General features: G+C 68.9%; 20 protein-coding genes. 12 read left to right on the top strand and 8 right to left on the bottom strand.

Going from position 1 to position 26,883, the window contains the following annotated elements; translation table 11 throughout:
- Positions 1–130 precede the first annotated feature (130 nt).
- The 3 genes from ACFYO0_RS01215 (at position 131) to ACFYO0_RS01205 (ending at position 3,752) form a co-directional block, all read left to right on the top strand.
- Positions 131–1,252, top strand: coding sequence for a LacI family DNA-binding transcriptional regulator (locus tag ACFYO0_RS01215; protein WP_388668675.1), 1,122 nt, complete (start codon positions 131–133; stop codon positions 1,250–1,252).
- Complete coding sequence (locus ACFYO0_RS01210) at positions 1,249–3,123, top strand: glycoside hydrolase family 127 protein (protein ID WP_388668672.1); 1,875 nt, start codon at positions 1,249–1,251, stop codon at positions 3,121–3,123. The genes ACFYO0_RS01215 and ACFYO0_RS01210 overlap by 4 nt, the downstream gene beginning before the upstream one ends.
- 116 nt (positions 3,124–3,239) lie before the next feature.
- A complete protein-coding gene (locus ACFYO0_RS01205; protein WP_388668669.1) occupies positions 3,240–3,752 on the top strand; it encodes an RNA-guided endonuclease InsQ/TnpB family protein in 513 nt (170 codons plus the stop codon).
- A 62-nt stretch (positions 3,753–3,814) separates the two neighbouring features.
- Here the strand turns inward: ACFYO0_RS01205 and ACFYO0_RS01200 are convergent, their stop codons facing one another.
- From ACFYO0_RS01200 to ACFYO0_RS01175, 6 genes are all read right to left on the bottom strand, one after another.
- A complete protein-coding gene (locus tag ACFYO0_RS01200; RefSeq protein WP_388668665.1) occupies positions 3,815–5,056 on the bottom strand; it encodes an alginate lyase family protein in 1,242 nt (413 codons plus the stop codon).
- Positions 5,057–5,085: 29 nt separating this feature from the next.
- Positions 5,086–8,415, bottom strand: a complete 3,330-nt coding sequence (locus ACFYO0_RS01195; protein WP_388668662.1) for an alginate lyase family protein — start codon at positions 8,413–8,415, stop codon at positions 5,086–5,088.
- 14 nt (positions 8,416–8,429) lie between these two features.
- Positions 8,430–10,211 carry a putative Ig domain-containing protein gene (locus ACFYO0_RS01190; RefSeq protein WP_388668659.1) on the bottom strand — a complete coding sequence of 594 codons (1,782 nt, stop codon included), beginning with the start codon at positions 10,209–10,211 and terminating at the stop codon, positions 8,430–8,432.
- Positions 10,212–10,273: 62 nt separating this feature from the next.
- Entirely contained in the window at positions 10,274–11,173 is a 900-nt protein-coding gene (locus ACFYO0_RS01185) for a carbohydrate ABC transporter permease (RefSeq protein ID WP_388668656.1), read from the bottom strand.
- Positions 11,170–12,168 (bottom strand): carbohydrate ABC transporter permease, encoded by a 999-nt coding sequence (locus ACFYO0_RS01180; protein WP_388668653.1) that lies wholly within the window; start codon positions 12,166–12,168, stop codon positions 11,170–11,172. The genes ACFYO0_RS01185 and ACFYO0_RS01180 overlap by 4 nt, the downstream gene beginning before the upstream one ends.
- Positions 12,165–13,514, bottom strand: coding sequence for an extracellular solute-binding protein (locus ACFYO0_RS01175; RefSeq protein ID WP_388668650.1), 1,350 nt, complete (start codon positions 13,512–13,514; stop codon positions 12,165–12,167). Before ACFYO0_RS01175 ends, ACFYO0_RS01180 begins: the two co-directional genes overlap by 4 nt.
- Before the next feature lie 170 nt (positions 13,515–13,684).
- Here ACFYO0_RS01175 and ACFYO0_RS01170 point away from each other — a divergent pair, with 170 nt between their 5' ends.
- The 7 genes from ACFYO0_RS01170 to ACFYO0_RS01140 all read left to right on the top strand — a co-directional run bounded on the left by ACFYO0_RS01170 (position 13,685) and on the right by ACFYO0_RS01140 (position 20,826).
- Entirely contained in the window at positions 13,685–13,909 is a 225-nt protein-coding gene (locus ACFYO0_RS01170; protein ID WP_388668647.1) for a winged helix-turn-helix transcriptional regulator, read from the top strand.
- Positions 13,910–14,291: 382 nt separating this feature from the next.
- Positions 14,292–14,528, top strand: a complete 237-nt coding sequence (locus ACFYO0_RS01165) for a hypothetical protein (RefSeq protein WP_388668644.1) — start codon at positions 14,292–14,294, stop codon at positions 14,526–14,528.
- 521 nt (positions 14,529–15,049) lie between these two features.
- The gene (locus ACFYO0_RS01160; RefSeq protein ID WP_388668641.1) at positions 15,050–16,063 is read left to right on the top strand and encodes a hydroxyacid dehydrogenase; all 1,014 of its coding nucleotides are present in this window, start codon (positions 15,050–15,052) and stop codon (positions 16,061–16,063) included.
- Between the two features lie 120 nt (positions 16,064–16,183).
- Positions 16,184–17,269 (top strand): LacI family DNA-binding transcriptional regulator, encoded by a 1,086-nt coding sequence (locus tag ACFYO0_RS01155; RefSeq protein ID WP_388668638.1) that lies wholly within the window; start codon positions 16,184–16,186, stop codon positions 17,267–17,269.
- 389 nt (positions 17,270–17,658) lie between these two features.
- Entirely contained in the window at positions 17,659–18,993 is a 1,335-nt protein-coding gene (locus ACFYO0_RS01150; RefSeq protein WP_388668635.1) for an ABC transporter substrate-binding protein, read from the top strand.
- A 10-nt stretch (positions 18,994–19,003) separates the two neighbouring features.
- On the top strand, positions 19,004–19,888 hold the full coding sequence (locus ACFYO0_RS01145; RefSeq protein ID WP_388668632.1) for a carbohydrate ABC transporter permease: 885 nt from the start codon (positions 19,004–19,006) through the stop codon (positions 19,886–19,888).
- Positions 19,888–20,826: a carbohydrate ABC transporter permease gene (locus ACFYO0_RS01140; RefSeq protein WP_388668629.1), complete on the top strand. Its 939-nt coding sequence runs from the start codon at positions 19,888–19,890 to the stop codon at positions 20,824–20,826. The genes ACFYO0_RS01145 and ACFYO0_RS01140 overlap by 1 nt, the downstream gene beginning before the upstream one ends.
- A gap of 91 nt (positions 20,827–20,917) precedes the next feature.
- On the opposite strand, the gene ACFYO0_RS01135 is transcribed toward ACFYO0_RS01140, so the two are convergent.
- A complete protein-coding gene (locus tag ACFYO0_RS01135; protein ID WP_388668625.1) occupies positions 20,918–22,537 on the bottom strand; it encodes a glycoside hydrolase family 43 protein in 1,620 nt (539 codons plus the stop codon).
- A 335-nt stretch (positions 22,538–22,872) separates the two neighbouring features.
- On the bottom strand, positions 22,873–24,222 hold the full coding sequence (locus ACFYO0_RS01130) for a mucin-1 (protein WP_388668622.1): 1,350 nt from the start codon (positions 24,220–24,222) through the stop codon (positions 22,873–22,875).
- Positions 24,223–24,404: 182 nt separating this feature from the next.
- Between ACFYO0_RS01130 and ACFYO0_RS01125 the strand changes: the two genes are divergently transcribed.
- Positions 24,405–25,427, top strand: a complete 1,023-nt coding sequence (locus tag ACFYO0_RS01125) for a LacI family DNA-binding transcriptional regulator (protein WP_388668619.1) — start codon at positions 24,405–24,407, stop codon at positions 25,425–25,427.
- Positions 25,428–25,506: 79 nt separating this feature from the next.
- Positions 25,507–26,850, top strand: coding sequence for an ABC transporter substrate-binding protein (locus ACFYO0_RS01120; protein WP_388668616.1), 1,344 nt, complete (start codon positions 25,507–25,509; stop codon positions 26,848–26,850).
- Positions 26,851–26,883: the final 33 nt, after the last annotated feature.

The following is a 26,883-nucleotide window of genomic DNA, read 5'->3' as shown; positions in this document are numbered from 1 at the left end:
GTTTCCGGGCTCTGCGGCAGGCAACAGGCGTGACAACCGGTTGCCCCACCGCTAACCTCCGGTTCGGGAACCGGTTGCCACAAGTGTTGCCGCAGTTCCCGAGCCACTGAGCGGTCGAAGGGGCGGGGCGATGACGAGAAAGAGCAACGGGGACGTCGGGAACCGGAGCACGATCCGGGACGTGGCGGCCCGGGCGGGGGTGTCCGCCTCGACGGTCTCGCGCGTCCTGGCCGGTGATTACCCGGTGAGCACGGCGACGCGTACGCGCGTGATGCGGGCGGTCCGTGAGCTGGACTACGTCGCCGACGCCCGGGCCAAGGCGATCGCGGGCGTCGGCACGCCGACCCTCGCCTTCGTGCTGGACGACATCACCGGCCCGTCGTTCGCGCACATGGCGCACGGTGTGGAGCGCGAGGCGACCCGGCTCGGTCATCTGTGTCTGGTGTGCAGCACGGACGGCGACACCGAGCACGAGCTGGAGTTCATCGAGACGATGCGGGCCCAGCGTGCCGCCGCCGTGATCCTGGTCGGCGGCACCGCGGACACCGCCGAGTACCGCGCGCGCATGTCCCGTATCGCCGACTCCCTGTCCTCGGCGGGCTCACGGCTCGTGCTGTGCGGCAGGCCTCCGCTGGACCCCGGCACCCCGGTGACGGTGATCGAGTACGACAACGAGAGCGGGGCGTACGCGCTGTGCGCCCACCTCCTCGCCCAGGGGCACCGGCGCATCCTGTTCCTCGGGGGCAAGCCGGAGAACACCACGGCCCAGGGCCGCGAGCGTGGCTATCTGGCCGCCCACCGCGCCCGAGGCGAAGAACCGGACCCTCAACTGCGCCTCGTCGGCGACTTCACCCGTGACTCGGGCCACCGCCGCATCCGCCAGGCGCTGTCCCAGGGGCTGGAGTTCACGGCGGTGATGGCCGCCACCGACATGGTCGCGGCGGGCGCGCTCACCGCCCTGCACGAGGCGGGCCTGGCCGTCCCGGACGACGTCTCCCTCGTCGGCTACGACGACATCCCGTTCGCCCGCGACCTGCATCCGCCGCTGACCACGGTCCACGTCCCCTACGAGGAACTCGGCCGCCTCGCCGTCCGTACGGCTCTCGGCAGGACCCCGGACGCCCCGAACGAGCACCTCCTGCTGGGAACGCATGTGGTGGTGCGGGATTCGGTGGCGGCGGTGCCTGGGCAGTTAGTCCCGGACGCAAGCGCCAGGGTTTCCTCGCAAGTTCACGCTGGAGGGTTGACGTGACAACGAACAACACCGGTCCGATCCGCCTCACCGTCGGCGCGCACACGGCATTGCGCCCGGCGACCGCGGCCCGGATCACCGGCGGTTTCTGGGCGACCAGACGGCGCACGAACGCCGAGGTGAGCATCCCGCAGGGCCCGGCGAAGCTGGAGGAGGCGGGCAACCTCGCCAATCTGCGGGCGGCGGCCGACGGCAAGGGTGGTTTCACCGGTGACTTCCAGTTCCAGGACTCGGATGTGCACAAGTGGCTGGAGGCGGCGTCCTGGCAGCTTGCCGACAGCCCGGAGAACAGTCAATTGGCCTCCCACATAGGCGAGTTGACCACCCTTCTGGCTGCGGCCCAGGACGCGGACGGCTATCTGCAGACGTACTACCAGGTCGCCCACCCCGAGCTGCGCTGGCAGGAGCTGGGCTGGGGCCACGAGTTGTACTGCGCGGGCCATCTCTTCCAGGCGGCGGTGGCCCACCACCGGGCGACAGGCCGGCGTGAACTCCTGGATGTGGCCGAGCGGTTCGCGGCCCATATCGACGCCACGTTCGGCAAGGAGAAGGCGATCGACGGGGTGTGCGGGCACCCCGAGATCGAGACGGCGCTGGTCGAGCTGTACCGCGAGACCGGCGAGCGCCGCTGGCTGGACCTCGCCGCCTATTTCGTCGACCGGCGCGGCTACGGCGTGCTGAGCGCGGGCGTCGACCGCGGCCACGACCGCGACATGGGCCAGGCCTACTGGCAGGACCACACTCCGGTGCGTGAGGCGGACACGGTCGAGGGCCATGCCGTGCGGCAGCTGTATCTGCTCGCGGGGGCGACCGACCTGGTGGCGGAGACCGGCGATCCGGAGCTGCGGGCCGCGCTGGAGCGCATGTGGGACGCCATGGTGGCGACGAAGACGTATGTCACCGGCGGGGTCGGTTCCCGGCACGAGGGCGAGGCCTTCGGCGACCCGTTCGAGCTGCCGCCGGACCGGGCGTACGCCGAGACCTGCGCGGCGATCTCGTCCGTCCAGTGGTCGTGGCGGATGGCCCTGCTGACGGGCGAGGCGAAGTACTCCGACCTCGTCGAACGCACCCTCTTCAACGGCTTCCTCTCCGGCGTCGGCCTCGACGGCGACAGCTGGCTGTACGTCAACCCGCTCCAGGTCCGCGAGGAGTACGCCGACCGCGGCGGCGACCAGACGGCCCGCCGCACCCCTTGGTTCCGCTGCGCCTGCTGCCCCCCGAACGTGATGCGGCTCCTCGCCTCGCTCCCCCACTATGTGGCGAGCGGTGACGCGGAGGGTCTGCAGCTGCACCAGTACGCGACGGGGGTGTACGCCGCCGGGGAGGGCGTCGTCCGGGTGGAGACCGCGTATCCGTGGGACGGCCGGATCACCGTGACCGTCGAGGAGGCTCCGGCGGACCGTGACTGGTCGCTGTCGCTGCGTATCCCGTCCTGGTGCACGGAGTTCAAGGCCTCGGCACTCGATGGGAGCGCTCCGGCCGAGGCGGGCGACGGCTGGCTGAGGATGCGCCGCCGCTGGTCCGCGGGCGACACGCTCACCCTCGGCCTCGACCTGACGGCGCGGCTGACCCGGCCCGACCCGCGCGTCGACGCGGTCCGCGGCTGTGTGGCCGTGGAGCGGGGCCCGCTCGTGCACTGTCTGGAGGGTGTCGATCAGCAGCCCGGGGTCCGGCTCGACGATGTGACACTGCCGTACGGCTCCGACCTGGCGGTCGCTCAGGATCCGGAGCTGCTGGGCGGGGTCGCCGTCGTCACGGCCGTCGGGCGCCGCCGGAGCGACGGAAGCGACGTACGGCTGACAGCGGTGCCGTACTACGCCTGGGCAAACCGGGAGGAGGGCGCAATGCGGGTGTGGATTCCCGAGGAGTGACCTCGCCGGCCGGTTCGGCGTCCCACAGGGCGAGTTCGCGGTCGCGGGGGCCCAGCCGGGCAGGCGGGAGTTTCCCGTGTTCGAATGCGGCTCACTCCGCGAAACGCCGGCTGAAGATGCGGCGCCGCAAGGAGGCGCGGCGGGCAAAGGACATCAACCACAAGATCGCGAAACATGTGGTGGCCGAGGCGGAACGCACCGGTCGCGGGATCGCCCTGGAAGACCTCACGGGCATCCGCGAGCGGGTACGGCTTCAAAAGCCCCAACGGGCCACCCTGCACAGCTGGGGCTTCGCCCAGCTGGGACAGTTCATCGCGTACGAGGCCCGCAAGGCCGGGGTACCGGTGGTGCACGTCGATCCGGCGTACACCTCCCGCACCTGCGCCGAATGCGGACACATCGACAAGGCGAACCGGGTCTCCCAGGCCTGGTTCGCGTGCCGGAACTGCGGATTCGTTGATCACGCGGACCGGAACGGCACCCGCAACATCCGCGCACGCGCGTGGGAGTTGTGGCGACGCGGGGCCCAGTCAACGGCCCCTGCCCCACCCCGGACGCCTCGGGGTGGGGCTGGACGCAAACGCCGCATCACACCCGGTGATGCCCGTTGTGCAAGCCCGTCGCTTTAGCGACGGGCAGTTGACAGCACCACATCACCTCCGGATATTCCGGCGTGCGCGCTGGTGGGCGGCTATTTGGCGTACATCAGGGTGCCGAAGCCGAGCTGGTCGAAACCTCCGCTGTTGGTGCCGTAGTCACCGCCACCTCCTTCCGGGTAGTTCGTCTGGGCGATGCGCTGCAGGTAGGGGACGGACAGGTTGCGGCGGCGCCGGTAGTGGGAGTCGAGCATGGCCCACACCGGGCGGAGCTGGCCCCGCGCGACGTCGGAGATGACCGTGTGCTCCCTGTAGTCGCAGTTGACGCCGGTTCCCCAGGTGTACTTGGTGAACGGCACGGTCTCGTTGAGGTTGTACTTGGCGACGTACTGGGCGGCCCTCATGAACCGGTTGCCGTCCCAGCCGTACAGGTCCTCGCCCTGGTTCCAGGCCATCTCGCAGATCGCGCCCATCTGGCCCATGCCCATGATGGTGTGGCCCTGGTCGCGGCCGGACTCCTGCCACTGGGCGAGGTTGTCCGGGTGCAGGAACGGCACGGCGTTGCGGATGGCGCCGTTGCCCGCGCCGTTCTTGAAGTAGTTCACGGCCTGGTCGTACTTGGCTCCGTCGTCGCACAGGATGCCGATGGCGAGGACGGACGCGACGTTGCACAGGTCCCAGTTCGCCCAGTAGTTGGTGATGCAGGCGCCGTTGTGCTGGGTGAGGAACTGGTTGTTGAGCGGGTAGAACACGTTGCGCATCATGTTCTGGAACCGGCCGAGGTCGAAGCCGGCGTATCCGCGCATGAGTTCCGCCGCGTTGGCGAACTCCCAGCCGTAGATTCCCGCGGCGAGGAACCGGTCGGCGTTTCCGGTGATGGTGGTGAGCCTGGAGGACCAGGCGTTGAGGATCCGCACGGCGCAGTCGGCGTTGTCACGGGTGCCGCCCACCTGCCAGCGCAGCGCGTTCTGGTAGGCGGCGGCGATGTCGTTGTAGAGGATTCCGTAGTTCTGGCCGTCCCCGCCGCGGATGATGGTTTCCTGCGGGTTGGCCGTCCAGGTGGACCGTGAGTGGGAGTTGTCGATCAGGCGCTGCCAGCCGGAGCGCCACGGGTCGTCGCCCGCGGCGACCCGGACCTTGGCGCGGTTGATGTCACCCCAGTTGTGCAGCATGCCGGGGTGGGTGAAGGTGGCCGGCGCCGCCTCGGCCGAGCCCGTGAGGGCGGTGGCCGAGGCGCCGACGGCGAGGGCGGCGGTGAGTCCGCCGGCGGTCTTCAGCAGACCGCGCCGGCTCAACGCCGGCTGGTCGAGGTGCTGGTGGGGGGAAGTGCGGCTCATGTGGTGCGTCTCCAATCCCGTGAGGGGATCTACATGGGGGTGATGCTCACCTCGCTGAATCGCGCGGTGCTGCGGGCCAGGGGGTTGCGGGAGCAGACCACGAGGCCCACGTAGTAGGGGGCGTCACCGAAGCCGGGGATCTCGCCTGTGGCGAGAGTCGTCCAGGTGGCGCCGTCATCGGTGGAGACGGCCGCGGTGAAGGCGGTCCCAGCACGCTCCAGCCGCAGCAGACAGGGGGCGGTGACCGTGCCGCTGCCCGTGAACGCCGACCGTCCGGCCACGGCCGTACGGAGCATCAGCTGGGCGGCGGTCCCGCCCGTGACGATCGCTCCGGCCGCCTGGTCGAACGGTGACAGCGACTTGGCCATCAGCAGCCCGACCCGGTCTCCGCTCGCACCTTCGCGGGAGACGAGCCGGGCGGTGATCTCGCTGTCGCCGGTGATCGGGCGACGTACGAACTGCCCTGTCATTCCTTGGTTGTTGACGGTCAGGTCGGTCCCGGCACCGCGGACGACGAGGGTCCCGTCCTCATACGCCGTGCTGCCGGGGGTTCGCACAGCCACCACGCCGAATGTCCCGAACTCCCGGTCGTCGAGGACCACGTCACCGAGGTCGCCGTACGTCCAGGGGGCGGGCGGCGGCGTGCCGACCGTGAGCTTGATCGAGCCGGTTCCGTCACCTGCGGCGTTGCCCGCGGTCGTGGTGACGGTGAACTCGCCGGTCTCGGTGGGTGTTCCGGAGATCCAGCCCGTGCGCTTGTCCACGCGCAGTCCGTCGGGCAGGCCGAGCGCGGTGAACCGTACGGGCTCGTGCGAGGCCCGCAGCAGATGACGGAAGGCGACGCCCTTGTTCGCGAACGCGGTGGTCGCGGAGGGGAGTTCCGGCACCGAGGGGCTCGGCATCTTCGCGGTGGCGTGCTCGGACAGCGGCCCGCGTCCGCCGCTGCTGGTCTTGGCGACGGCATAGTGGTACGTCGTGCCGGGCTCCCCGGTGGCGTCCGCGTACCGGATGCGGGTGCCGAAGCCGACCGGGCCGACGTCGGTCGCGACGGTCACATAGGGGCCGTCGGCGTCGGTCGCCCGCAGCACCTTGTACCGGGCGGAGAGGTCGGGGTCGGTCCAGGCCACTTCCACCGCGTCGGCTCCCGCGGTCGCCCGCAGGTCGTCGGCGGCGCGGGCGGGACGCGGCACGGACCAGACCTCACCGGACATGGAGGTCACGGTGACGTTGTCGAAGGCACCGGTGCCGGTCTCGGCGTACTCCTCGTCGACGCCCAGACAGGAGGTGAGGACGAGTCCCGCGTACGCCGTACCGCCCAACTCGACCTCGGTGGACCCGACTTCGGTCCAGCGGATGCCGTCCGGCGAGATGGCTCCGGTGCAGCGGCGGCCCCTGCGGGTGACGCGCACCCAGTACGGCATGCGCATCCGGTAGCCGTCGCCCGCGCCCTCGACGTACGGGGCCTCGAGCGGGGTCGCCGACTCGGGCAGGGTGCCGAGGTTGGAGATCGGGAATGACGCGCTGGTGGTGATGGCCTTCTGCTGGGTGGGCGGCACGGGGGTGCTGCCGGTGGCGGAGATCGGTGCCCCGCCCTTCGGGCGTACGGTCCACACGCCGCTCCAGGTGTGCAGCGGCAGCCCCTGGATGAGCATCGAGGCGTGCGGGGCGTCGGCCTCCGAGGCGGAGCTGCGCAGAGTGACGCCGATCTTGGAGTACTGCGAGCTGAGTGGGTACACGATGCGCGCGGTGATGGTGCCGTCGCCGCGCAGCGGCAGGTGCGCGAGACGGTAGGTGTCGGCGGTGCCGCTCGCCTCCAGGACGAACCGCTCGCCGTCGAAGACGGCCGAGCCGGGGATCTTCACGTCCCCGATGTCCCGGGTCGACCAGGGCTCGGGGAGTCCGGCGGTCGCCGACGCCCAGGCCGAATCGCGGCTCTTGCCACGGGAGTTGGCGGAGCTGACGGTGTAGTAGTAGGTGCGGCCCGCGCGGACGCCGCGGTCGGTGTACGTCGGCTCTCCGACGCCGGAGGCGACGGTCTCGTACGGCCCGTCGGGGCTGGTGGCCCGGCGTACGGTGTAGTCGCTCGCCCAGGCGGACGGCAGCCAGGACACGGCGACCGCCCGGTCCGCGCCCGTCGCCGTGACGCCTGCGGGGGCCGTCGGCGCGCCCGGCGTGGCGGCCTTCGTACCGGCGTAGGTGAGGGTGCCCCAGCCCGGGTGGTCCTCCTGGTAACCCTCGGTCACGCGCGTGCCGTCCGGGCCCCGGAAGACGGCCTTCTCGGTGTAGGGGGCGGGCTTGCCGAGGCGTCCGGCGTAGTGCGCGTACCCCATCTCCCACACGGGCCGGAACACCCCGCGCTGCCGGTTGGAGACGGCCGCCTTGACGTACTTGCCGGTGCGGTCGAGGTCGGGCGTGAACGGAACCGAGTCGTCGCCGAGGTTGTAGCGGGCGAAGTACTCGAAGTTGGCGAGGATCCGGTCGTCGGCGAAGCCGTACAGGTCTACGCCCTGCTGCCAGGCGACCTCGGCCGCGTCGGCGAGCAGGCCGACGGCGAGCTGCTCGTGCGCCTGGTCGCGGCCGGATTCCTGGCCCTGTCCGGCGGCGGTGACGACGCGGTGCAGCACGGAACCGTTGCCGGCACCGGCGGCCGCGAACCGCAGTGCGTCCTCGAACATCACCTGGTTGTCGCAGAAGACGGCGATGGCGAGGATGGTGCGCAGCGCGGCGATGTCCCAGTTGCCGTTGGCGTACAGGCAGTAACCGGACAGGGCCGGGTACCAGACGTCGTTGAAGGAGCGCTCGCAGCGGCTGATGGATTCCGCGGGCCAGCCGTCGTAGCCGGAGTGCCGCAGGATCTCGGCGGCGTTGACGAACTTGAAGCCCTGGATCCCGGCGCCGAGCTGGCCGTCGGCGCCGGTGATGCCGGTGAGGGAGGCGGCCCAGACATCGAGGATGTCGCGGGCCTTGTCGGCGTGGCGCACGTCGCCGGTGATCGCCCACATCAGGGCGTTCTGGTAGGCGGCGGCCGCGTCGGTGACGGCCTGGCTGGTGTTGTCGGTGGGGCCTCGGCCCCAGGTGCGGATCTGCCCGGTGTTGCGGACACCGTAGGTGTGCTGGGAACGGAAGTCGGCGGCCAGGGCCGCGAATCCGGTGGCGATCGGGTTGCCCCCGTCCGCGACGGCGGACCGCATCCGGTCGAGGTCGGCGCGGGAGTGGAGGAGCCCGGGGTGAGCGAAGGCATATGCCTGCTCAGCGGCCTGGGCCCAGGCGGGCGAGGCGACGGCGGACAGCAGTCCGCCCGCGGCCACGCCTGCGAGCCCTGCGGCGCTGAGGAACGTTCGTCGGCTGAGGGATTGCACGGATGACTCCTGGCTTACGCGTTCTGCACGGTGAGCGTGACGGACTGGGTCGCCGTACCGGCGGTGTTGGTGGCCTTGACGGTGACCGTGTAGGTGCCGGGGACCTGCGGGATGCCGGAGATGAGGCCGGTCTTCTCGTCGATCGTCAGGCCCTGGGGCAGTGCCTCGGCGCCGAACGAGGTCGGCAGCGCGCCGGCGGTGATCAGATAGTTGAAGACCTGCCGCTTGACGGCCGTCGCCGTCCCCGCGCTGGTTATCTCGGGCGTGGCCGTGGAGGCCGCGGTGGCCGCGTCCAGGAAGCGGAGGTTCTTCACGTGCTCGTTGGCGAACGCCGGCACCATGTCGGTGGTCAGGTACCAGCCGGGCTTGCGCATCTTGTCGTGGACGACCGTGCCGTTGATCTCCAGGTTCTGGAAGGTGATGTTCTTGATCGGGTGGTCCGCGTCATAACCGGTCAGGATCGCCATGTTGGCGTGCGTGCCGTCATAGGAGAGGTTGCGGACGTAGACGTCCTCGATGCCGCGGCCGTGCGCGGCGTTGTACCGGTTGGCCATGACCCGCATGTTGACCAGCTGGCCCCAGGTGAAGTCCTCCACCCGGACGTCCTGGATGCGGATGTTGCGAATGAGGTTGCTGTCGCCGGGGTTGAGGGCGAAGCAGCCTTGGTAGAGGACTTGCGGCTCGCGGTGCTGGAGGACGTCGATGTTGCTGAAGACGATGTTCTCGATGGTCTCCGGCTTCTCCGGGTTGCCATGGGTGCCCATGTTCATCGGGTGCGCGACGTCGGCCCAGAGGGTGGAGTTGCGGACTGTGACGTTTCGGCAGTCGCCGTACCAGTCCCAGCGGTGGGCGTAGATGGCGATGCAGTCGTCGCTGTTGCGCATCCAGACGCCCTCGATCAGCACGTCCTCGCTGCTGAACACGTCGATGCCGTCGCCCCACTGGCCGCTGCTGTAGGAGTGCAGGTTGCGGACGGTGACCTGCTTGGACTGGCCGATCGTGCAGGAGTAGCCGGTCTTCGGATTGAGGACGAGGATGCCGTCGATCTCGATGTTCTTGGAGAACGACACCAGGGTGGCGGCGTCCGAGTCCCAGATGATGCCCCGGCCCACCAGGCGGGCGTTCTCCACGTTGACGAACTCCACGCGGGCCTTGAGCACCGCGCCGCCGGCCAGGTACACCGTCTTGCCGCTGGGCACCTTCACCACGCCGCCCGACGGGGCGTGAAGGCCCGGGCCGAAGTAGATGACGTCGGGGTCGTCCTGCTCGGGCCGCGTCATCTCGATGGGGTTGGCGTGCAGCTGGAGGTTGCCGTAGATGTCGCCGTCGATCTCGATGGAGAGGTTGCGCGGCTCGGTGAGGCTGAAGGTGACGGTGTCGCCGCTGACCTGATGCTGGATGTCGTACGACAGCGGGCGGATCCGCGCGGAGGGGATGGTGCCCTTGGACCAGGTGACCTGCACTTCCACGGTGCCGGTGAAGTCGAGGCCGGCGACCGAGGTGGGACGGATGGTGCCGCTGCCGGTCTTCTCGTTGATGGTCTTCGTGGTGGCCCGCAGGACGGGCACCGGCTTCCACTGGCCGCCAGGTGTACGGGCCTTGACGACATAGGTGGTGTTGATCGGCAACGCGCCCGGGACGGGGTGGATGACCAGCCGGTCCGCGGCCTCCGGTCTGTCGTCGGCCGCTCTCGCGGTGCCGGCCGTCGCGCCGATCAGGGAGTACGCGGCGGCGGTGGCGCCCGCGGCCTGGATGAGGGTGCGCCGGGACAGGCCGGTGCCTTCGGTGTCGTTCATCGAACAGCCTTTCAAGAACGCGGAAGCGTGAAGGGGGAAGCGTGAACGGGAGGGAAGAAGGGCTACTTGAGACCGGTGGTGGACATCCCGGCGACGAAACCGCGCTGGGCGACGAGGAAGATCAGCAGGATGGGGACGACGTACATCACGGAGCCCGCCGCCAGAAGGTTGTTGACGGGCAGTCCGCCGTCCGTCACGTAGGAGGTCATGATGGCGACGGAGAGCGTGGTGCGGTCGCTGGACAGGAGCAGCATGGGGGCGATGAAGTCTCCCCAGGTCCAGGTGAAGGCGATGACGAAGCTCGCGGACAGGACCGGCCAGGACTGCGGCAGGAAGATCCGCCAGAAGATCCCGGCGTAGCCGACGCCGTCGACGATCGCGGCCTCCTCCAGCTCCCGCGGCATCCCGGCGAAGAACTGCCGGAAGAGGAACACCAGATACGGAGCGGCCGACAGCCCCCACAACACCCACGGCCAGTACGTGTCGACCATGCCGACCTTCGCGAAGATCAGGTACGTCGGGAAGAGCGTGATCATCTGGGGCAGCATCATCGAGCCGAGCAGCACACCGAAGAGGATCTTCTTGCCGGGGGCGGTCAGGCGGGCGAAGCCGAAGCCGACCCATGCGGAACTCAGTGTGACCAGGGTGGCGTAGATCAGGGAGATGATGAGGGAGTTGCGGGAGTACCCGAGGAAGTCGATGGCGGTGAAGGCATCGGCGAAGTTGTGCCACTGGACCTTCTCGGGCAGCCAGTGCACCGGGGAGGCCGCCAGTTCGGGCGTGGTCTTCAGACCGGTGATGACCAGCCAGCCGAAGGGGCCGAGCATCAGGCCGGTGATCACGACGAGCACCGTGTAGAGGACGAGGCGGGACTTGCGCACCCGCACCCGGCCCCCTGAATCGGGGGTCTTGACGTCCTTGGAGGTCCTGGGGGCCTTGGGGGTCACGGTGGTGGCGGTCACTTCTTCGCCTCCGGGTCGACGTTGTAGAACACCACACCGGACGTGAACTTGAAGATCAGGCCGGTCGCGATGAGGATCAGGACGAAGAGCACCCACAGGAGCGCGGAGGCGTAGCCGTAGCGGCCGAGCGCGAAGTACTGCGCGAACACGTGCATCATGTACATGTAGTTGGACTGCGGGATCGCAGTGACCCCCGCCGGGGTGGCGTTGGCGGCGAGCAGCATCGGCATGATGGTCTGCACCGAGGCGATCATCCCGGTCACGGCCTGGAAGAGCAGGACCGGCGAGAGCAGCGGCACGGTGATGCTGCGGAATGTCCGCCAGGCGCTGGCGCCGTCGATCCGGGCCGCCTCGTGGAGTTCGCGAGGCACGTCCTGGAGCCCGGCCAGCGAGATGATCATGATGTTTCCGGCCGCCCACAGCACCGTCATCAGAATCACGTAGCGGGCGTACGGGTCGTCGAGCCAGGCGATGGCGTCGATGCCGAAGATGTTGAGGACGCCGTTGGTGGCGCCGGAGTCCCGGTTGAAGAGCTGCTTGAAGATGAGGCCCGCGCCCACCGGCGGCACCACAGCCGGCACGTACAGCAGCGTGCGCCACAGGCCGCGCGCCTTGAGCGGGCGGTTGACCAGGACCGCGAGCCCCATTCCCGCGATGATCGACAGCGGTACCGAGGTGATGGCGAACAGACCGGCGCGCCCCAGGGCGTCCCAGGTCACCGGGTCGTTGAGCAGCTCCTCATAGTTACCGAGGCCGACGTAGCGCCAGTTGGGGGAGATGCCGTCGAACGTGGTGAAGCTCAGCCACAGCGCGTACGCCATCGGGCCGATGGTCAGCAGCAGGAAGCCGATGATCCAGGGCGAGGTGAACATGTAGAACGCCCGGTGCCGGCGGGCGGTCATGGAGGTCCGGGGCGCGCCGCCCGAGCGTTCGGCGCCGGTACGTGAGACGGCCCGGGGCCGCTCCGCCACTTCGGGGATCTGGCCGACTGTCATCCCACCTGCTCCTTACCGCGCTTCAGCTGCTCGTTGAGGGCCGAGTTGAGGCGTCCCGCGAGGGTGTCGACGGAGATCTGGCCGTTCATCGCGGCCGGAAGGACCTGGTTGATGAGGGCCTCGAAGGCGTCCCACTTGGCGTAGGGCGTGAACGGTGTAACCGAGAAGTGCTCCAACTCGGCCTCCTGCGCCTTGAAGACCCGCTTGTGGTAGTCCTCCTTCTGCGGCATCAGCGGGCGCAGCGACTTGAGCGTCGGTATCCCCCAGCCGCCCTCCGCACGCCCCTTGGCCGGGGCCTCACCGAAGAACCACTCGAAGACCCGCCAGGCGGCGTCCTTGTTCCGCGCCTTCTTGGGCATCCACAGGCCGGTGCCGGCCTGGCAGGAGCTGAGCCGTGGGCCGCCCGCGAAGACGGGAGCGGGGGCGAGGCGGGACACCGCCGCCACCTTCGGATCTTCGTTGATCATGCCGCCGAGCCAGTAGCCGCTGCCGGACATGGCCATGCGGTTCGCGACGAAGGTGGGACCATCCCAGGTGTCGGGGTTGGGCTGGATGAGGCTCGGCCCGACCCTGGTCCTGGCGTACTCCACATACCAGGTCAGGGCCTTGCGGGCCTCGGGGGTGGTGAAGTCGACCCGGCTGAAGTCCTCGGAGAAGAGGCTGCCTCCGGCGGCGGCGGTCAGGTTCGTCAGAAGGACGGTGAGATTGACGCCGTTGTAGCTGCCGCCGTACACGGTGGTCTGGCCGTTCTTCCGCTGGACCAGACGCTTCGCGTTCTCCAGCCACTCCTCGTATGTGATCGGCTCGGTCTCGGAGGGGTAGTCGACACCCGCCTTGTCGAAGAGCGCGGTGTTGTACCAGAACATCGCGTCCTGGGAGAAGTCCTTCGCCATGCCGTAGCGGGGGCCCTTGCCCTGGGTCGTGCCGTCGAACCGCCACACGTCGTTGGCCGGATCCAGATCGTCCGTCCTGAGGATGGTCGACTTGGCGAAGTACGGGTCCAGGTCCTCGGCCACACTCCGGGCGGCGAAGTACGGCGCGTCCAGGGCGCCGAGGCCGCGGACCAGGTCCGGCGGGTTGCCGCTGGTGAGCATCGCGATCAGCCGGGTGATGTCGTTCTTCACCACGGTGATCCTGATGCCGAGTTCCTTCTGGGCCTGCTTGATCAGCTCCGGGGAGACGTCGTCGAGTTCGACCATCATCGTGATGCTCTCGCCGCCGCCGGGCGCGGCTCCCGCGGTCGACAGGGCACAGCCGCTGAGGGCCGCCGCTCCGGCCGCGGCACCGCCCGCCGAAAGGGCGAGGAACCGGCGGCGGCTGGGGGGAGCACCAGGGTGTGCGCGCATGTACGCCTCACCTTCTTGCTGGGAGATGGGCAGGCCGACGGGAGCGGACCGGGAGTCGACCGGATTTCGACAACCGGTTGGCATGAGCAGGTGGGCAGAGCTTCTTCCTGTCTGGAAACTGCGTCAAGAGTCTTGACGAACTTTCGAAAAGACTGGGTAACCTCGGCGACATGAGCCAGAAGGCCGGAGGGTCACTCCGGAGTCTGCGGCGAACCAACCAAGAGCAGATCCTGGCGTTGCTGATCGATCAAGGTCCCCTGCACCGGGCTGCCCTGGCGCGATTGGCGGGCGTGTCCCGTACGACGGTCTCGACCATCGTCAACGAGCTGGGGACGAGGCCTGATCCCCAAGGCCGAGGGGAAACCGATTGCCGATCTCGACGGGCGGGCAGGTGATCTGCTGTCGGTCAATCCGCGCGCGGCGGTCGTGGCCGGGATGAACCACACCTTCGACGGCGTGTGGGTGCATCTCGGCGGCCTCTCCGCGCGGGAGGTCGCGAGCGCCGGCACGGCTCTGCACCCCGACACGGGGTCGGTTGTCCCGCCTGCCGCTGCGGCAACCGCGGCTGCCTGGTGCTGCGCGCCGGGATCCCCGCCGTGCTCGCCGCGCTGCGGCCCGTCTTCGGCGACGCCATGACCCTCGACGAGATGCTCGCCCGCGCGGTCGCCGGCGACCGCGCGGGCGAGCGGGTATTCGCCGACGTGGGCACCGTGGTCGGCCAGGTTCTGGCCAACGTGAAACCTGCTCAACCCCCAATTCATCGTTGTCGGCGGCGAGTTGTCCCGCGCCGGCGAGCTACTGCTCGCCCCGAAGCGCAAGGCGATCCGCCGCTACGCGCTTGCCCTGGTCAGCGAAGTGGACGTGGTCCAGGCGGAGTTGGGCCGACAGGTGCCACCCGGCTCGGGCCTCGGCGCCCGAATCGGCGCACTCGGCGGAGCGGCCCTGGTCCTGAGCGAGACGCCGGACCTTGCGGCGGCTCTGAACCGGGTGGCGGCCAAGGGGGCGACGGCGTGAGGGGCGATGCGGGAGAGGGGCTCGGCGAGGGGGCTGTGGGGCACCCGGGAGCGCCCGGTCGGTCGGAGACCGCGGATCGGTCAGGATCTGTCGGGCTGTCGAGGGCCGCGGGCCGACCGCGAGCTGCGCTCCATACGGGCACTGCGGGCCAGACGGAAGACGCAGACTGAGGCGCGTCGCGGCGGGACGCCCACCGGGCGCCCGATGAACCGGGCGGACCTGCCGAACCCCCGCCGACCCGGCGGCCCCACCGGATGCCACCCTCACCCGACTCCGGGTAACCGATTACGACGAGTTTTAGGGTCTGGTCGCCATCGACAGCTACCAGCGAACCGCACCCTTCCCTCCGGCACTTACCCCGTACTAGCTGCTACGTCACCTACTGAAGCGTTCGGCTATTAGCCCGAGAGCATCGAGAGACACCAACCTCAGCGATCACCGTATGCATTGACCGCCCCTTCGCGTCAGACATACGGTAGAAGACGCTTTCAGAAAGCGTTTCCCAGCACCTCAGGAGAGTCATGTCCAGCGCCCAGCCGCCGAGGGTCGTGTTCGCCATGGATCCGGTGCACCTTCCCCTGCTCTTTCCTTCGCCGCTCATGGCGCGGCTCCAGCAGGTCGCCGAGATCGACACCACGCTCGTCGTACAAAACTTCACCGCCCCCGACGCCGCCTCGACGCTGGCCCGGACCGAGGTGCTCATCACGGGCTGGGGCTGCCCCCACCTCGATGAGGCCGTGCTCGCCGCGGCACCCAACCTTCGCACCGTTCTGCACGCCGCGGGCTCGGTCCGCTCGCTGGTCGGCGAGGCTCTGTGGAAAGACGGGCTCACCGTCTCCAGCGCGGTGACCGGCAACGCGCTGCCGGTCGCGGAGTACACGCTCGCCATGATTCTGCTCGCCGGGAAGGACGCCTTCGCGTACCGCGAGCGCTTCCGGGAGACCCACGCCTACCCGTCCACCGCCGAGACCGCGGACACGGGCAATCTCGGCCGCCGGGTGGGGATCATCGGCGCCTCCCGCGTGGGCCGCCGACTGCTGGAGCTCCTGCTGCCCTTCGACCTCGACGTCGCGCTGTACGACCCCTACGTGGACGCCGACGAAGCCGCTTCACTCGGCGTCGAACTCCTGTCGCTCGAGGATCTGCTCAGACGCAGCGACATCGTCAGCCTGCACGCCCCCGACATCCCCGAGACCCACCGCATGCTCGACCGCGACAAGCTCGCCCTCATCAAGGACGGCGGAGTGGTGATCAACACCTCCCGCGGAGCCCTGGTCGACCCCGACGCACTGGCCGACGAGCTGGTCGGCGGCCGGCTGAGCGCGGTACTGGACGTCACCGAACCCGAACCGCTGCCCGCCGGATCCCCGCTGTACAAGCTCCCCAACGTCTTCCTCACGCCGCACATCGCCGGCTCCCTCGGCAATGAGCTGGCACGCCTCGGCGCCATCGTCGTCGATGAGCTGGAACGCGTTTCCGCGGGCCTGCCTCTGACCCACGAGGTGCGGCATGCAGATCTGGCCCGTGTCGCCTGAGCCCGGCCCAGAGCACCAGCCGTCCCCTCGGAGAAACAATGGGATACGGTTCCAGCACCGGCCCGGGGCAGGGGCCCTGGCGGTCCGGTGGGCAGTCGCTACGGTGAAGGAGCCGCAACGGTGAGCGAGCGCACGGCGTCGGGGGACTCCGGACGGGCCACCATCCGGGATGTGGCGGCACGGGCGGGCGTCTCGGTCGCCAGCGTCTCGCGCGTCCTGTCCGGCAACTATCCGGTGTCGGAAGAGTTGCGCCGCCGGGTGATGAAGGTGGTTCAGGACCTGGACTACGTCACCAATGCCCACGCCCGCTCGCTCGCCGGCGGCGGCACGCCGACGGTGGCCATCCTCATCAACAACATCACCGGTGCCGCCTTCACCCACGTGGCCAAGGGAGTCGAGGGCGCCGCCTCGTTGCGTGGCTGGCTCTCGCTGGTCGGCACGACCGGCGACGATCCGGAACGCGAACTCGCGCTGGTCAACCTGATGCGCCAGCAGGGCGTCACCGCGGTGATCCTGCTCGGCGGCGCTTACGACTACGACGAGTACCAGCTGAGGATGGCCCGGTTCGCCCGTTCCCTGGACGCGGCCGGCTCGCACCTGGTGCTGGTGGGCAGGCCTCCGCTGGAGGGCGACGTACCGGCGACGACGGTGGACTACGACAACGAGGGCGGCGCCTACGCCATGGCCAGCCACCTCCTGTCCGCCGGTCACCGCCGTGTCCTGGTACTGCCGGGCCACGCCGAACTCACCACCGCTCAGGGCCGGTTGAACGGCGCCCGGCGAGCCTTCGACGCGTACGGCGTGCCCTTCGATCCGAAGATGGTGCTGCACGGCCCCTATGACTACGAGCACGGGTACGACGCCGTCGAGGAAAGCCTGCGGCTGGGGCTGGACTTCACGGCGGTGCTCGCGGGAACCGACGTGGTCGCCGCGGGCGCCATGCAGGCCCTGCGTGCGGGCGGGCTCAGGGTGCCCGAGGACGTGTCGATCGTCGGCTACGACGACATCCCGCTGGCCTCTCAGCTCACCCCCCAACTGACCACCGTTCACGTGCCGTACGAGGAGATGGGCCGCGTCGCGCTGCGCGCGGTGGCCAACCGGCGCGAGAACGGCGCAGGCCGCCGCAAGGGCGGCGACGGCGACCACGTGGTGCTGGGCACACATGTCGTCGTACGGCACTCCGTCCAGCCTCCCCCAGTGCCTTAAGGGCCTGGGAGGTGCCTCCAGCTCGACAGTCGTAGCAGCTCGAAAGATGGCTGTTACGTAAGCGTCTTCGATGAACCTCGAAGACTCCGGGCAGCGTCCCCACAGCGCTACAGGCATCCACTTGCGCACCGCTGACCTGCACGTCCTTATCGGTGTGCGGGTGACTCACGCCGACGACGGCAGGCAACGTCACCGTCAACCGAACTTAACAATTTGCCGTCGGACTCTTGCGTGAACGGGGGGAGAGACCTACGTTTCACAGCAACCGTTTTCTACAGCTTCCGCCAGAGGGTTTCCGAGACACGAGCCGACGTCTTCCCCCGCTCGCCGTCGCCCCACCGAGCCACCCCTCTTCCGCGATCGTCTACGCCTCGAAGGATGACCGTACGATGAACTTCACCAACCCCCGGAGAAGGTTCGCTCGCGCCGCTGTCGCGGGTGTCGCACTGACAGGTCTGCTCGCTGCCTGCGGCAGCTCCGGAGACGACGAGCCCGCCAAGTCCTCCGGTCCGGTAACCCTCGACTTCTGGGGCTGGGCCAACGGCCAGGAGGCCGTCGTGAAGGCGTTCAACGCCTCCCACAAGGACGTCCAGCTGAGGTACACCAAGGTCACCGACCAGCTGACCATGCAGAAGCAGCTGACCAACGCCGTCAAGGCCGGTAACGCTCCCTGCCTCTTGCAGAACACCGGCGAGTACGTGACGAGCTGGGTCTCCCAGGGCGCGCTCGCCGACATCACCGAGTACGTCGAGGCCGACAAGGACAAGTTCAACCCCGGCTCGTGGGCCACCGGCCAGGTCCAGGGCAAGGTCTACGGCGTCCCCACCGCTTCGGCGCCCGCCTTCACCATCTACCGCACCGACCTCTTCGAGAAGTACGACCTGGAGCCTCCGGCCACCTGGGACGACTTCATCGCCGCGGGCAAGGAGCTGAAGAAGCACAAGATCAAGATCACCAACTACGCCGGTGAGGACCCGAGCACCCTGGAGGTGCTCGCCATGCAGGCCGGGGCGCACTGGTACTCCGTCGAGGGCGACTCCTGGGTGGTGAACTTCCAGGACGAGGGCACCCTGAAGGCCGCCGACGTGATCCAGCAGATCATCGACAACGACCTGAACTCCAAGCTCTCGTTCGCCGACTACGCGGCCGTGCAGCGCAACTACGACAACGGCGGCACCGCGACCCGGCAGATCTCCACCTGGCAGATGTCCGGCATGGTGCAGAACTTCACCAAGTCCTTCGGCGACTGGGCGCTCTCCCCCTGGCCGACCTTCAAGGGCGAGGCGCCCAAGACTCCGGCCGGCACCAACCAGAGCGGCAACCTGACGCTGGTGTCCGAGCAGTGCAAGAACAAGGAGCAGGCCGCCGAGGCGGCACTGTGGATGTCGACCGACGCCGGTGCGGTCAAGACCATGGCGAGCCCGGAGACCGGCAGCGGTGTGATGCCGGCGCTGGCCGACAGCGACGCGTACGTCTCCGAGGCGATCTCCGAGAAGCTGCTCGGCAAGAACTACGAGCCGGCCAAGAAGATCGTCACGGACAGCCTGGGCACCGTCACCAACGACTGGACCTTCGGCCCGAACTGGACCGCGATGTTCACGGAGATGCAGGACGAGTGGGCCGCGGTCGTCAGCAAGGAGCAGAAGGTCACCGACCTGCTCGCGCACATGCAGGAGTGGACGGTCAACGACCTGAAGCAGCGCGGCATCAGCGTCAAGGGCTGAGGCACACTTCATGATTCGCTCACTGCGCTGGAAGGGTGCCGCGTTCACGGTGCCCTTCCAGCTCGGCTTCGTCTTCCTCTATCTGCTTCCGATCGGCTACGCGGTCTACCAGTCGCTGTATCTGCAGAAGCAGTCCGGACTCGGTCTCGGCGGCGCGACCAGGGAGTTCGTCGGGCTGGAGAACTACCAGCAGGGCCTGACCGACTCGGCGTTCATGACGTCCATCCTCAGGGTGGTGCTGTTCGCCTGCGTCCAGATCCCGTTCATGCTGCTGATCAGCCTGGTGCTGGCGCTCCTCCTGGACGCGGTCACCTCGAAGGTGGCCGGCCGGTTCCGGATCCTGCTGCTGGTTCCTTACATGATCCCCGGCGTGGTCGCGGCCATCGTGTGGGTCAACCTGTACAGCCCCGAGGTGGGCCCGCTGACTCCCCTCGGCGAGCTGTTCGGGTTCGACTGGAACTTCTTCGCGCCTTCGATGGTGTGGCCGGCCATCGGCAACCTGCTGACCTGGCACGGCATCGGCTACAACATGGTGATCATCTACGCGGCGCTCCAGGGCGTGCCCCGTGAGCTCTTCGAGGCCGCGCGTCTTGACGGCGCCTCTGAGCTGCGGATCGCCCGGAGCATCAAGATCCCGTTCGTGCGCGGGGCGCTCGTCCTGACCGCTCTGCTGTCGATCATCCAGATGCTGCAGATCTTCAACGAGCCCGCGCTGTTCCGGAACGTGACCCCGCAGACGGTCAGCGACAGCTTCACCCCAATCATGATCATCTACAACCAGGCGTTCAACGCCGGCAACTACCACTACGCCGCGGCTCTGTCGGTGCTGCTCGCCCTGATCCTCGGCGTCGCGTCCTTCCTCTTCTACCGGCTGACCTCGAGGGAGGCGGACTGATGGCGCTGACAGAAAACCGTAAGGAAAACGGCACGGAAACCTCGGCCGTGCCATCCGACGGGCGCGCCGTCCGCCGGCGCACCCGCCCCGACCCGGCTGCCCGTTCACGGGGTGGGCAGCGGTTCCTCCTCGTCGGTCTGGTCCTGGCCAGCGTCTACAGCCTGTTCCCGGTGTACTGGCTGATCATCGCCGCGACCAAGGACCGCGTGGGGCTGTACCAGAGCAACGGTCTGTGGTTCTCCGGCTTCCACCTGTGGGAGAACCTGCAGCAGGTCTTCACGTACGAGGACGGCATCTTCCTGCGCTGGACCGCCAACTCGTTCCTGTACGCGGGGGTCGGCTCCCTCGGCGGCACCCTCATCGCCCTCCTCACGGGCTACGGCCTTGCCCGCTTCGACTTCCCCGGGCGGGGCGCGGTGTTCGCGGCCGTGGTGGGTTCCTTCCTGATCCCGATCGCGCTGCTCACCCTGCCGCTGTACCTGATGTTCTCGGAGATCGGCCTGGTCGACACCCCCTGGGCGATGCTGATCCCCTGCTTGATCAACCCGTTCAGCGTGTACCTGGCCAAGGTCTACACGGAGGCCACGATCCCGTTCGAGCTGCTTGAGGCGGCCCGGATCGACGGCGCCGGCGAGCTGCGGATCTTCTTCAGCATCGTGCTGCGGATGATGACCACGGGCGGCGCGACGGTGTTCCTGCTCGCCTTCGTCAACACATGGAACGCCTTCTTCCTCCCGCTGACCGTGTTGCGCGGCGAGGAGAACTGGACGCTCAACCTCGGCCTGTACAACTGGTCCGGCAAGCGGCTGGAGTCGGGCATCGACGTGACCAGCCTCGTCCTGACCGGTGCGCTGCTGTCGATCATCCCGATGGCGATCATGATGGTCGCGATGCGCCGCTATTGGCGGACCGGGGTCACCCTGGGCGCACTCAAGTAACCAAGCCCGTGTAACGCAACTCGGCGGTCAGAGACGTAACTTCGTCGCTGACCGCCGAGGCGTTCGCCAGGCATTACTGGCGGAGGAACCCCTACTCCTGCCCGCCGTCCCCGCCGTCCAGATCCCGCACCTCGAACCAGTCGAAGTCGGCCGGAGCGCGCGTTCCGCCCAGATCCTGCGCGCAGATCCCGACAAACGCACCGGTGAACCGCAACCGGTTCCCGTAGTCGTCGGAGAGCTTGCTCGCGTCGAGGACCGGGCCCACAGCCTGCCAGTCGGTCCCGTCAGGCGAGACGAAGAAGCGTAGTTCCGTACCGTCGAAGCGGGCCCTCAGGTACACCGACGGCCAGTCGTCGACGTCGAGTTCGGACTCCTGGAGTTCCCCGTACGCCCCGTCGTCGCTGAGGACCACGCCCAGGACGCGTCCCCTGCCCTCGGCGTGGGTGAGGCGCAGGTAGTAGTGCGTCGACGTGTCGTACCAGCAGATGAGGCCCGCGCACTGGTTGAAGTGGGATGGGCGGAAGTCGACGACCGTCGTCACCTCGCACCGCACCGAAGTGAGGCGCCGCGCGAGAAGGCTCTGGTCGAAGAGCGAGTGCGGACTCTGCCGGCCGCGCAGCCGCAGATGACCTGGGCGTTCGCCGAGTGTCAGCCACTCGGAGGTCGCGGGCGCCCGCAGCGTACTCCAATGCCCGTCCAGGGAGGGCGAGTCGAAGTCGTCACGGGCGGGAGGCCCGGCGGCCGGGCCCGGTTGTCCCGGCTCCACCCCCGTGGGTGCCAGAACCTCCGGACTCGGCCGCCGTCCGCCGTCGGCCAGCCGCAGCCAGCCGTCGTCCGTCCAGGTCACGCGTTGCAGGCAGGTCTCACGGCCGAGAATGCAGCGCGGCCCTTCGGGCGTCTGTACGGGGCGGGAGGCCAGGTGCACGAGGTACCACTCCCCCGCCGGCGTCTCGACCAGCTCGCCGTGACCGGCCTTCTGCAGCGGCCAGTCCGGGGTGTCCCGGGTGGTCAACAGCGATCCGAGCGGGTCGAGTTCGTACGGTCCTGTCAGCTCGCGGGAGCGGGCCATGAGGATGCCGTGGTTCCAGCCGGTGCCCCCCTCGGCGAGCATCAGGTAGTACCAGCCGTCGCGGAAGTAGACGTTGGGGCCCTCGATGAGCTCGTCGTGCTTGAGGATCGTGCGGGGCTGCCCGATCAGGGCCCGCTTGTCGGCGTCGTACTCCTGGAGCAGGATCCCGGCGAAGGACGGGTGCCCGTCGCGCGGGTCCCACTGGATGTTCAGCAGCCAGCTGCGGCCGTCCTCGTCGTGGAAGAAAGACGGGTCGAATCCGGAGGAGTTCAGGAACACAGGCTCCGACCACGGGCCCTCGATCGACGGGGCCGTGATCAGGTAGTTGTCGACGTCCTTGTAGGGGTGCCCGATGGTGCGGACGATCGTGTAGACGAGCCAGAACTGCCCGTCGCGGTACGACAGTGAAGGCGCCCACACGCCGGCCGAGTCGGGGACTCCGCGCAGGTCGAGCAGATCCGGGCGGTCCAGGATGTGGCCGGCCGGTTCCCAGTGGACGAGATCCGCGGAGCGGTGCACGGGCACGCCGGGGTACCACTCGAAGGTCGAGGTGGCGATGTAGTAGTCCGCGCCGACGCGCACGATGCTGGGGTCCGGGTGGAATCCCGGGAGCACGGGGTTGCGGAGGTGGCCCGAGGTCATGCCGGTCCTTTCACAGATGATTCAGGTGCCTCAAAGACGGCTGCGCCCAAGGGCGGCGGCAGTTCGGTGACGCTCAAGAGGTTGCGCCGGCCGTAGTCGACGTGAGCGATGACGGTCCCGCCGTCCGCCGCTTACGCCATGTTGAGACGCTCTCAATCTAGGAACCGGTTGCTATCGGGTCAACGATTCGTCGCGTGAGCTGCGCTAATCGAAACTTTTCGCTGCCGCTTGGGGTGACGCGAGGACATGCCGTGGGGCATGGATCCACGGGTCGATGTGACTCGGGGCAACAGAGCCCACGGGGCTCAGTCACAGGGCGGGCAGGCTCCTGTGCGTCACTGGGATGTGGACCCGGCCCAGATCGCCGAGGCGTCGTCGCGGTGCGGGTCGGGCAGCCTGATCGGGCGGACGGGGATGGTGCGTTCGCGTCCTTCGGTGACGGCTGTCCACGGTGTGGGGTGGCCGGAGTAGCACAGGGCCGCGAGGGCGAAGACGGAGTCGGCATAGACCTCGACGTACTCGCCGATGGTGAGGATGCGCAGCGAGGCCGCGGGTTCGCTCAGGATGGTCTCGCCGAGGCGAGTGCCGTCGGGGCCGGTGACCCAGAGGTTCTTGCCGTCGCAGCCCACGGCGAGGGATGCACGGTCGGTACCCGGGGCGTCGGTGCGGAGAGTGATCTCCACGGGCCCGGAAATGCCGACGTCGCCGACCGCGTGCGGGGTTGGGTGGTCGGTCTCCTCGCCGAGCCAGGCGTTCAGGCCGGGCCACCATTCCAGGCGGGGCGCGCAATCACCTTGCACCACAAGGGACTTGGGCTGGGCGAGCATGCCGCGGCAGAGGTCCCCGTCATCACTGAGGCCGACCCGGCGGGGTGTCGTGTGCAGGACGACGCGGGAGCCGTCCGGGGCGGGGATGACCCTGGGGGCGTAGGCGCCGCTCGGGCCCAGTGGGCCGCGGCGAGTCCACGGGCCGCGCAGGCGGGGGGCCGTCCACGCCTCGATGCAGCGGGTCTGCCCGATGGAGCCGAGCAGCAGCCAGCTGCCGTCGCCGAGGCGTTCCAGGACCGGGCACTCGAACTCGTCGATGTCTCCCGGTGCGAGGAGCGGCGGGTGGACGGTCCAGTGCTCCAGATCGTCGGAGGTGGCCAGGGCCACGCAGCCGCCGGACTCCACCGGGAGGGAGGCGTCGCTCGCGCAGACGGCCATGACCCAGCCGTCGGCCTCGTCGTCCCGTACGACGAAGGGGTCGCGCCAGCCCATCCCCTCGCCTGTGCGGTACCAGCGCGGGTCGGCCTCGACGACCGGTCCGGTGCCATGGCGGCGCCAGCCCGTGCCGTCGGTGCGGTCGGAGTACGCGAGTCCGACGGCCTGGAGCGGCGTACCGCCGGGCAGCAGGCCGCTCACCCCCGTGTAGAACATCGCCATTCCGTCGCCGTGCCGGAACGGATGCATCGTCCACACCGCCTGGGCGTCGAAGCGGCCCGGCAGCCCGTTGCCGAACACGGGTCCCTGCGGCTGCCATTGGACAAGGTCGGTGGATGTCGCCCGGCCGTACGAGGTCTCCATCCGCAGGTGATCGAACTCGGCCGTCCAGGGCCCCTGAAGGTGCAGCACCGTGTAGGTGCCGTCCTCGTCCCCGAGCAGGGCGAAGTCGTTCAAGCAGAGGCCTGGCGGGGCGTATCGCATGGGCAGTTCCTGTCGGCTCACAGCGCCCAAACGCGTGCGCTGACCATCAAGTTAAAAGGGACTCACTTTGGAATCGGCCCAAGTAAATCTGAACGCAAACGCTTGCGCAACAAGGAGGCCGGGTTTACGGTCTCGTCACCCCCACATCACACCGACGTGAAATCAACGGGAGGAACTGCGCCGTGACGGCCAGCATCAACGACGTCGCCCGCGCCGCCGGCGTCTCGGCGTCCACCGTGTCCCGCGCCCTGCGCGGCCGGACCGGCGTCTCCGACGAGGTACGGGACAAGATCGCGGCCGTCGCCGCCCAGCTCGGCTACACCGCGTCCCGCTCCGCCGCCAGTCTGGCCAGCGGCCGTACGTTCACCATCGGCGTCCTGGTTCCGTACGTGGGCCGCTGGTTCTTCGGCACCGTGCTGGACGCCGCCGAGCGCGTGTTCAGCGCGGCCGGGTACGACGTGCTGCTGTACAACCTGGGCTCGCCGGAGATACGCAAGCGCTTCTTCACCAGGCTGCCGGTGCGCAAGCGGGTGGACGCGGTGCTCTCGCTGCTCATCCCGGACGAGGAGGAGTCGGCCGCGCTGCGCTCCCTGGGGGTGCCACTGGCCACCACGGTCGGTGGCACCCGGCCCGGCTTCACCGTTGTCGGCATCGACGACCGGGCCGGCACCGAGAGCGCCGTACGCCATCTGGTCAACCTCGGCCACCGCCGCATCGGCATGATCAGCGGAGCGAGCGGGCCGCTGCACTGGACCACCCCCATCGAGCGGCGCAACGCCTACCTGGACGTCCTGGCCGACGCCGGAATCGAGCACGATCCGGCGTTGGAGGCGGACGGCGACTACACCGTCGAGGGCGGTGAGCGAGCCATGACCGAACTGCTGGCCGTCTCCCGCCCGCCGACCGCCGTGTACGCGCAGTCCGACGAGATGGCGATGGGCGCCCTGCGCGCCCTGCGCCGCCACCGGCTCAGGGTCCCGGACGACGTGTCGGTCGTCGGCTTCGACGACCACGAACTCGCCGATGTGGTCGGCCTGACCACCGTCGCCCAGCCGGTCGCCGACCAGGGCGCCGAGGCCGCCCGGCTGCTGCTGCGTCAGCTGGACGAACCCGGAGCCCAAGCACCCACGGAGCAGGTGCAGATGCCCATCCGTCTCGTCCTGCGCGAGACGACCGCCCCGCCCCGACCGCGCGGACCGCAGTAACCCGCACCCCCTTGATCCCCCCACACTCGGACAGCACGTCAGCACTGCAAACCCTCGCCACAGCACGGAAGGCACAGCCATGAGTTCGACCAGTAGAAATGTCCGCCGCACAGCCAGTACGGGCCTGGCTCTCGTCCTGCCCCTGGCGGCGCTGGCCGCCTGTGGCGGGGGTGGTACCACCGACACCTCCGCCGAGGCGGGCAGCGGCAAGGGCACCATCAGCGTCTGGGCCCACCAGGGCCAGAAGAGCGAGGACACCGCGATACAGAACGCGGTGAAGTCCTTCAACTCCTCACAGAGCGACATCAAGGTCGAGCTGAAGCTGATCCCCGGCAACGACTACACCAAGACCATCACCACGACCGACGCATCCGAGCTGCCGGACGTGATGGAGTTCGACGGCCCGACCATGGCGAACTTCGTCTTCAACCAGAAGCTCGCCCCGATCGACGACCACGTCTCCGCCAAGACCCTGAGCAACGCCACCGACGCCATCAAGGCGCAGGGCGAGATCGACGGCAAGCACTACGGTCTGGGCCAGTACGACTCGGGCCTGGGCATCTACGGCAACAAGAAGCTGCTGGACGCGGCCGGCGTGAAGTACCCGACGAGCGTGGACGACGCCTGGACGGCGGACGAGTTCACCGCCGCGCTCAAGGCGCTGAAGGCCAAGGACCCCGACGGCAAGATCCTCGACGTTCAGGAGAACAACGGGTTCACCACCGAGTGGGGCACCTACGGCTTCTCCCCCATCGTCTGGTCGGCCGGTGGTTCGCTCCTCAAGGACGGCAAGGCGGAAGGCGCAATCGACTCGCCGGAAACCGTGTCGGCGCTGAAGACGTTCCAGTCCTGGAAGTCCGACGTCGACCCGAACACCGACGGCAACGCCTTCGCCAAGGGCCGCGTCGCGCTCAGCTGGGTCGGCCACTGGATGTACCCCGCTTACAGCGAGGCCCTCGGTGACGACCTCGTCGTCCTGCCGCTGCCCGACTTCGGCAACGGCCCCAAGACCGGCCAGGGCTCCTGGGCCTGGGGCATCGGCGCGGACTCCAAGAACGCCAAGGCCGCCGGCACGTTCCTGGACACCCTCCTGAACGACGAGAACGTCGCCGCGATGACGACGGCCAACGGCGCCCCGCCCGCCACCAAGTCCGCGCTCGCCGCAAGCGACCTCTACAAGCAGGGCGGCCCGCTCCAGCTGTTCTCCGACCAGCTCGCCAAGCCCTGCGGCGACACCGACATCACCCAGTCCTGCGTCGCCGTGACCCGCCCGCTGACCGCCGGATACCCCACGGTCACCGCCAAGTTCGCCGAGGCCCTCAACTCGGTCTACGGCGGCGCCGACCCGAAGGACGCCTTGTCCAAGGCAGCCAGCGCCATCGACCAGGACTTCTCCGACAACGCCGGCTACGAGATCCCGTAGGACCCATCGGCCGGGGCGGGCCGCGCACACCGC

The organism is Streptomyces sp. NPDC006365 (assembly GCF_042870755.1).
Taxonomy (GTDB): Bacteria; Actinomycetota; Actinomycetes; order Streptomycetales; family Streptomycetaceae; genus Streptomyces; species Streptomyces xiangluensis.
Note: the sequence above shows the minus strand (reverse complement) of the source record. Positions and strands in the feature narration are given on the sequence as shown.

What these genes read in the sequence shown, in the direction of transcription:
- ACFYO0_RS01215 (WP_388668675.1), top strand. Translation starts at nt 131, where the DNA reads ATGACGAGAAAGAGCAACGGGGACGTCGGGAACCGGAGCACGATCCGG.
- ACFYO0_RS01205 (WP_388668669.1), top strand. Translation starts at nt 3,240, where the DNA reads ATGCGGCGCCGCAAGGAGGCGCGGCGGGCAAAGGACATCAACCACAAG.
- ACFYO0_RS01200 (WP_388668665.1), bottom strand. Translation starts at nt 5,056, where the DNA reads ATGAGCCGCACTTCCCCCCACCAGCACCTCGACCAGCCGGCGTTGAGC.
- ACFYO0_RS01190 (WP_388668659.1), bottom strand. Translation starts at nt 10,211, where the DNA reads ATGAACGACACCGAAGGCACCGGCCTGTCCCGGCGCACCCTCATCCAG.
- ACFYO0_RS01180 (WP_388668653.1), bottom strand. Translation starts at nt 12,168, where the DNA reads ATGACAGTCGGCCAGATCCCCGAAGTGGCGGAGCGGCCCCGGGCCGTC.
- ACFYO0_RS01175 (WP_388668650.1), bottom strand. Translation starts at nt 13,514, where the DNA reads ATGCGCGCACACCCTGGTGCTCCCCCCAGCCGCCGCCGGTTCCTCGCC.
- ACFYO0_RS01170 (WP_388668647.1), top strand. Translation starts at nt 13,685, where the DNA reads ATGAGCCAGAAGGCCGGAGGGTCACTCCGGAGTCTGCGGCGAACCAAC.
- ACFYO0_RS01160 (WP_388668641.1), top strand. Translation starts at nt 15,050, where the DNA reads ATGTCCAGCGCCCAGCCGCCGAGGGTCGTGTTCGCCATGGATCCGGTG.
- ACFYO0_RS01150 (WP_388668635.1), top strand. Translation starts at nt 17,659, where the DNA reads ATGAACTTCACCAACCCCCGGAGAAGGTTCGCTCGCGCCGCTGTCGCG.
- ACFYO0_RS01145 (WP_388668632.1), top strand. Translation starts at nt 19,004, where the DNA reads ATGATTCGCTCACTGCGCTGGAAGGGTGCCGCGTTCACGGTGCCCTTC.
- ACFYO0_RS01140 (WP_388668629.1), top strand. Translation starts at nt 19,888, where the DNA reads ATGGCGCTGACAGAAAACCGTAAGGAAAACGGCACGGAAACCTCGGCC.
- ACFYO0_RS01135 (WP_388668625.1), bottom strand. Translation starts at nt 22,537, where the DNA reads ATGACCTCGGGCCACCTCCGCAACCCCGTGCTCCCGGGATTCCACCCG.
- ACFYO0_RS01130 (WP_388668622.1), bottom strand. Translation starts at nt 24,222, where the DNA reads ATGCGATACGCCCCGCCAGGCCTCTGCTTGAACGACTTCGCCCTGCTC.
- ACFYO0_RS01120 (WP_388668616.1), top strand. Translation starts at nt 25,507, where the DNA reads ATGAGTTCGACCAGTAGAAATGTCCGCCGCACAGCCAGTACGGGCCTG.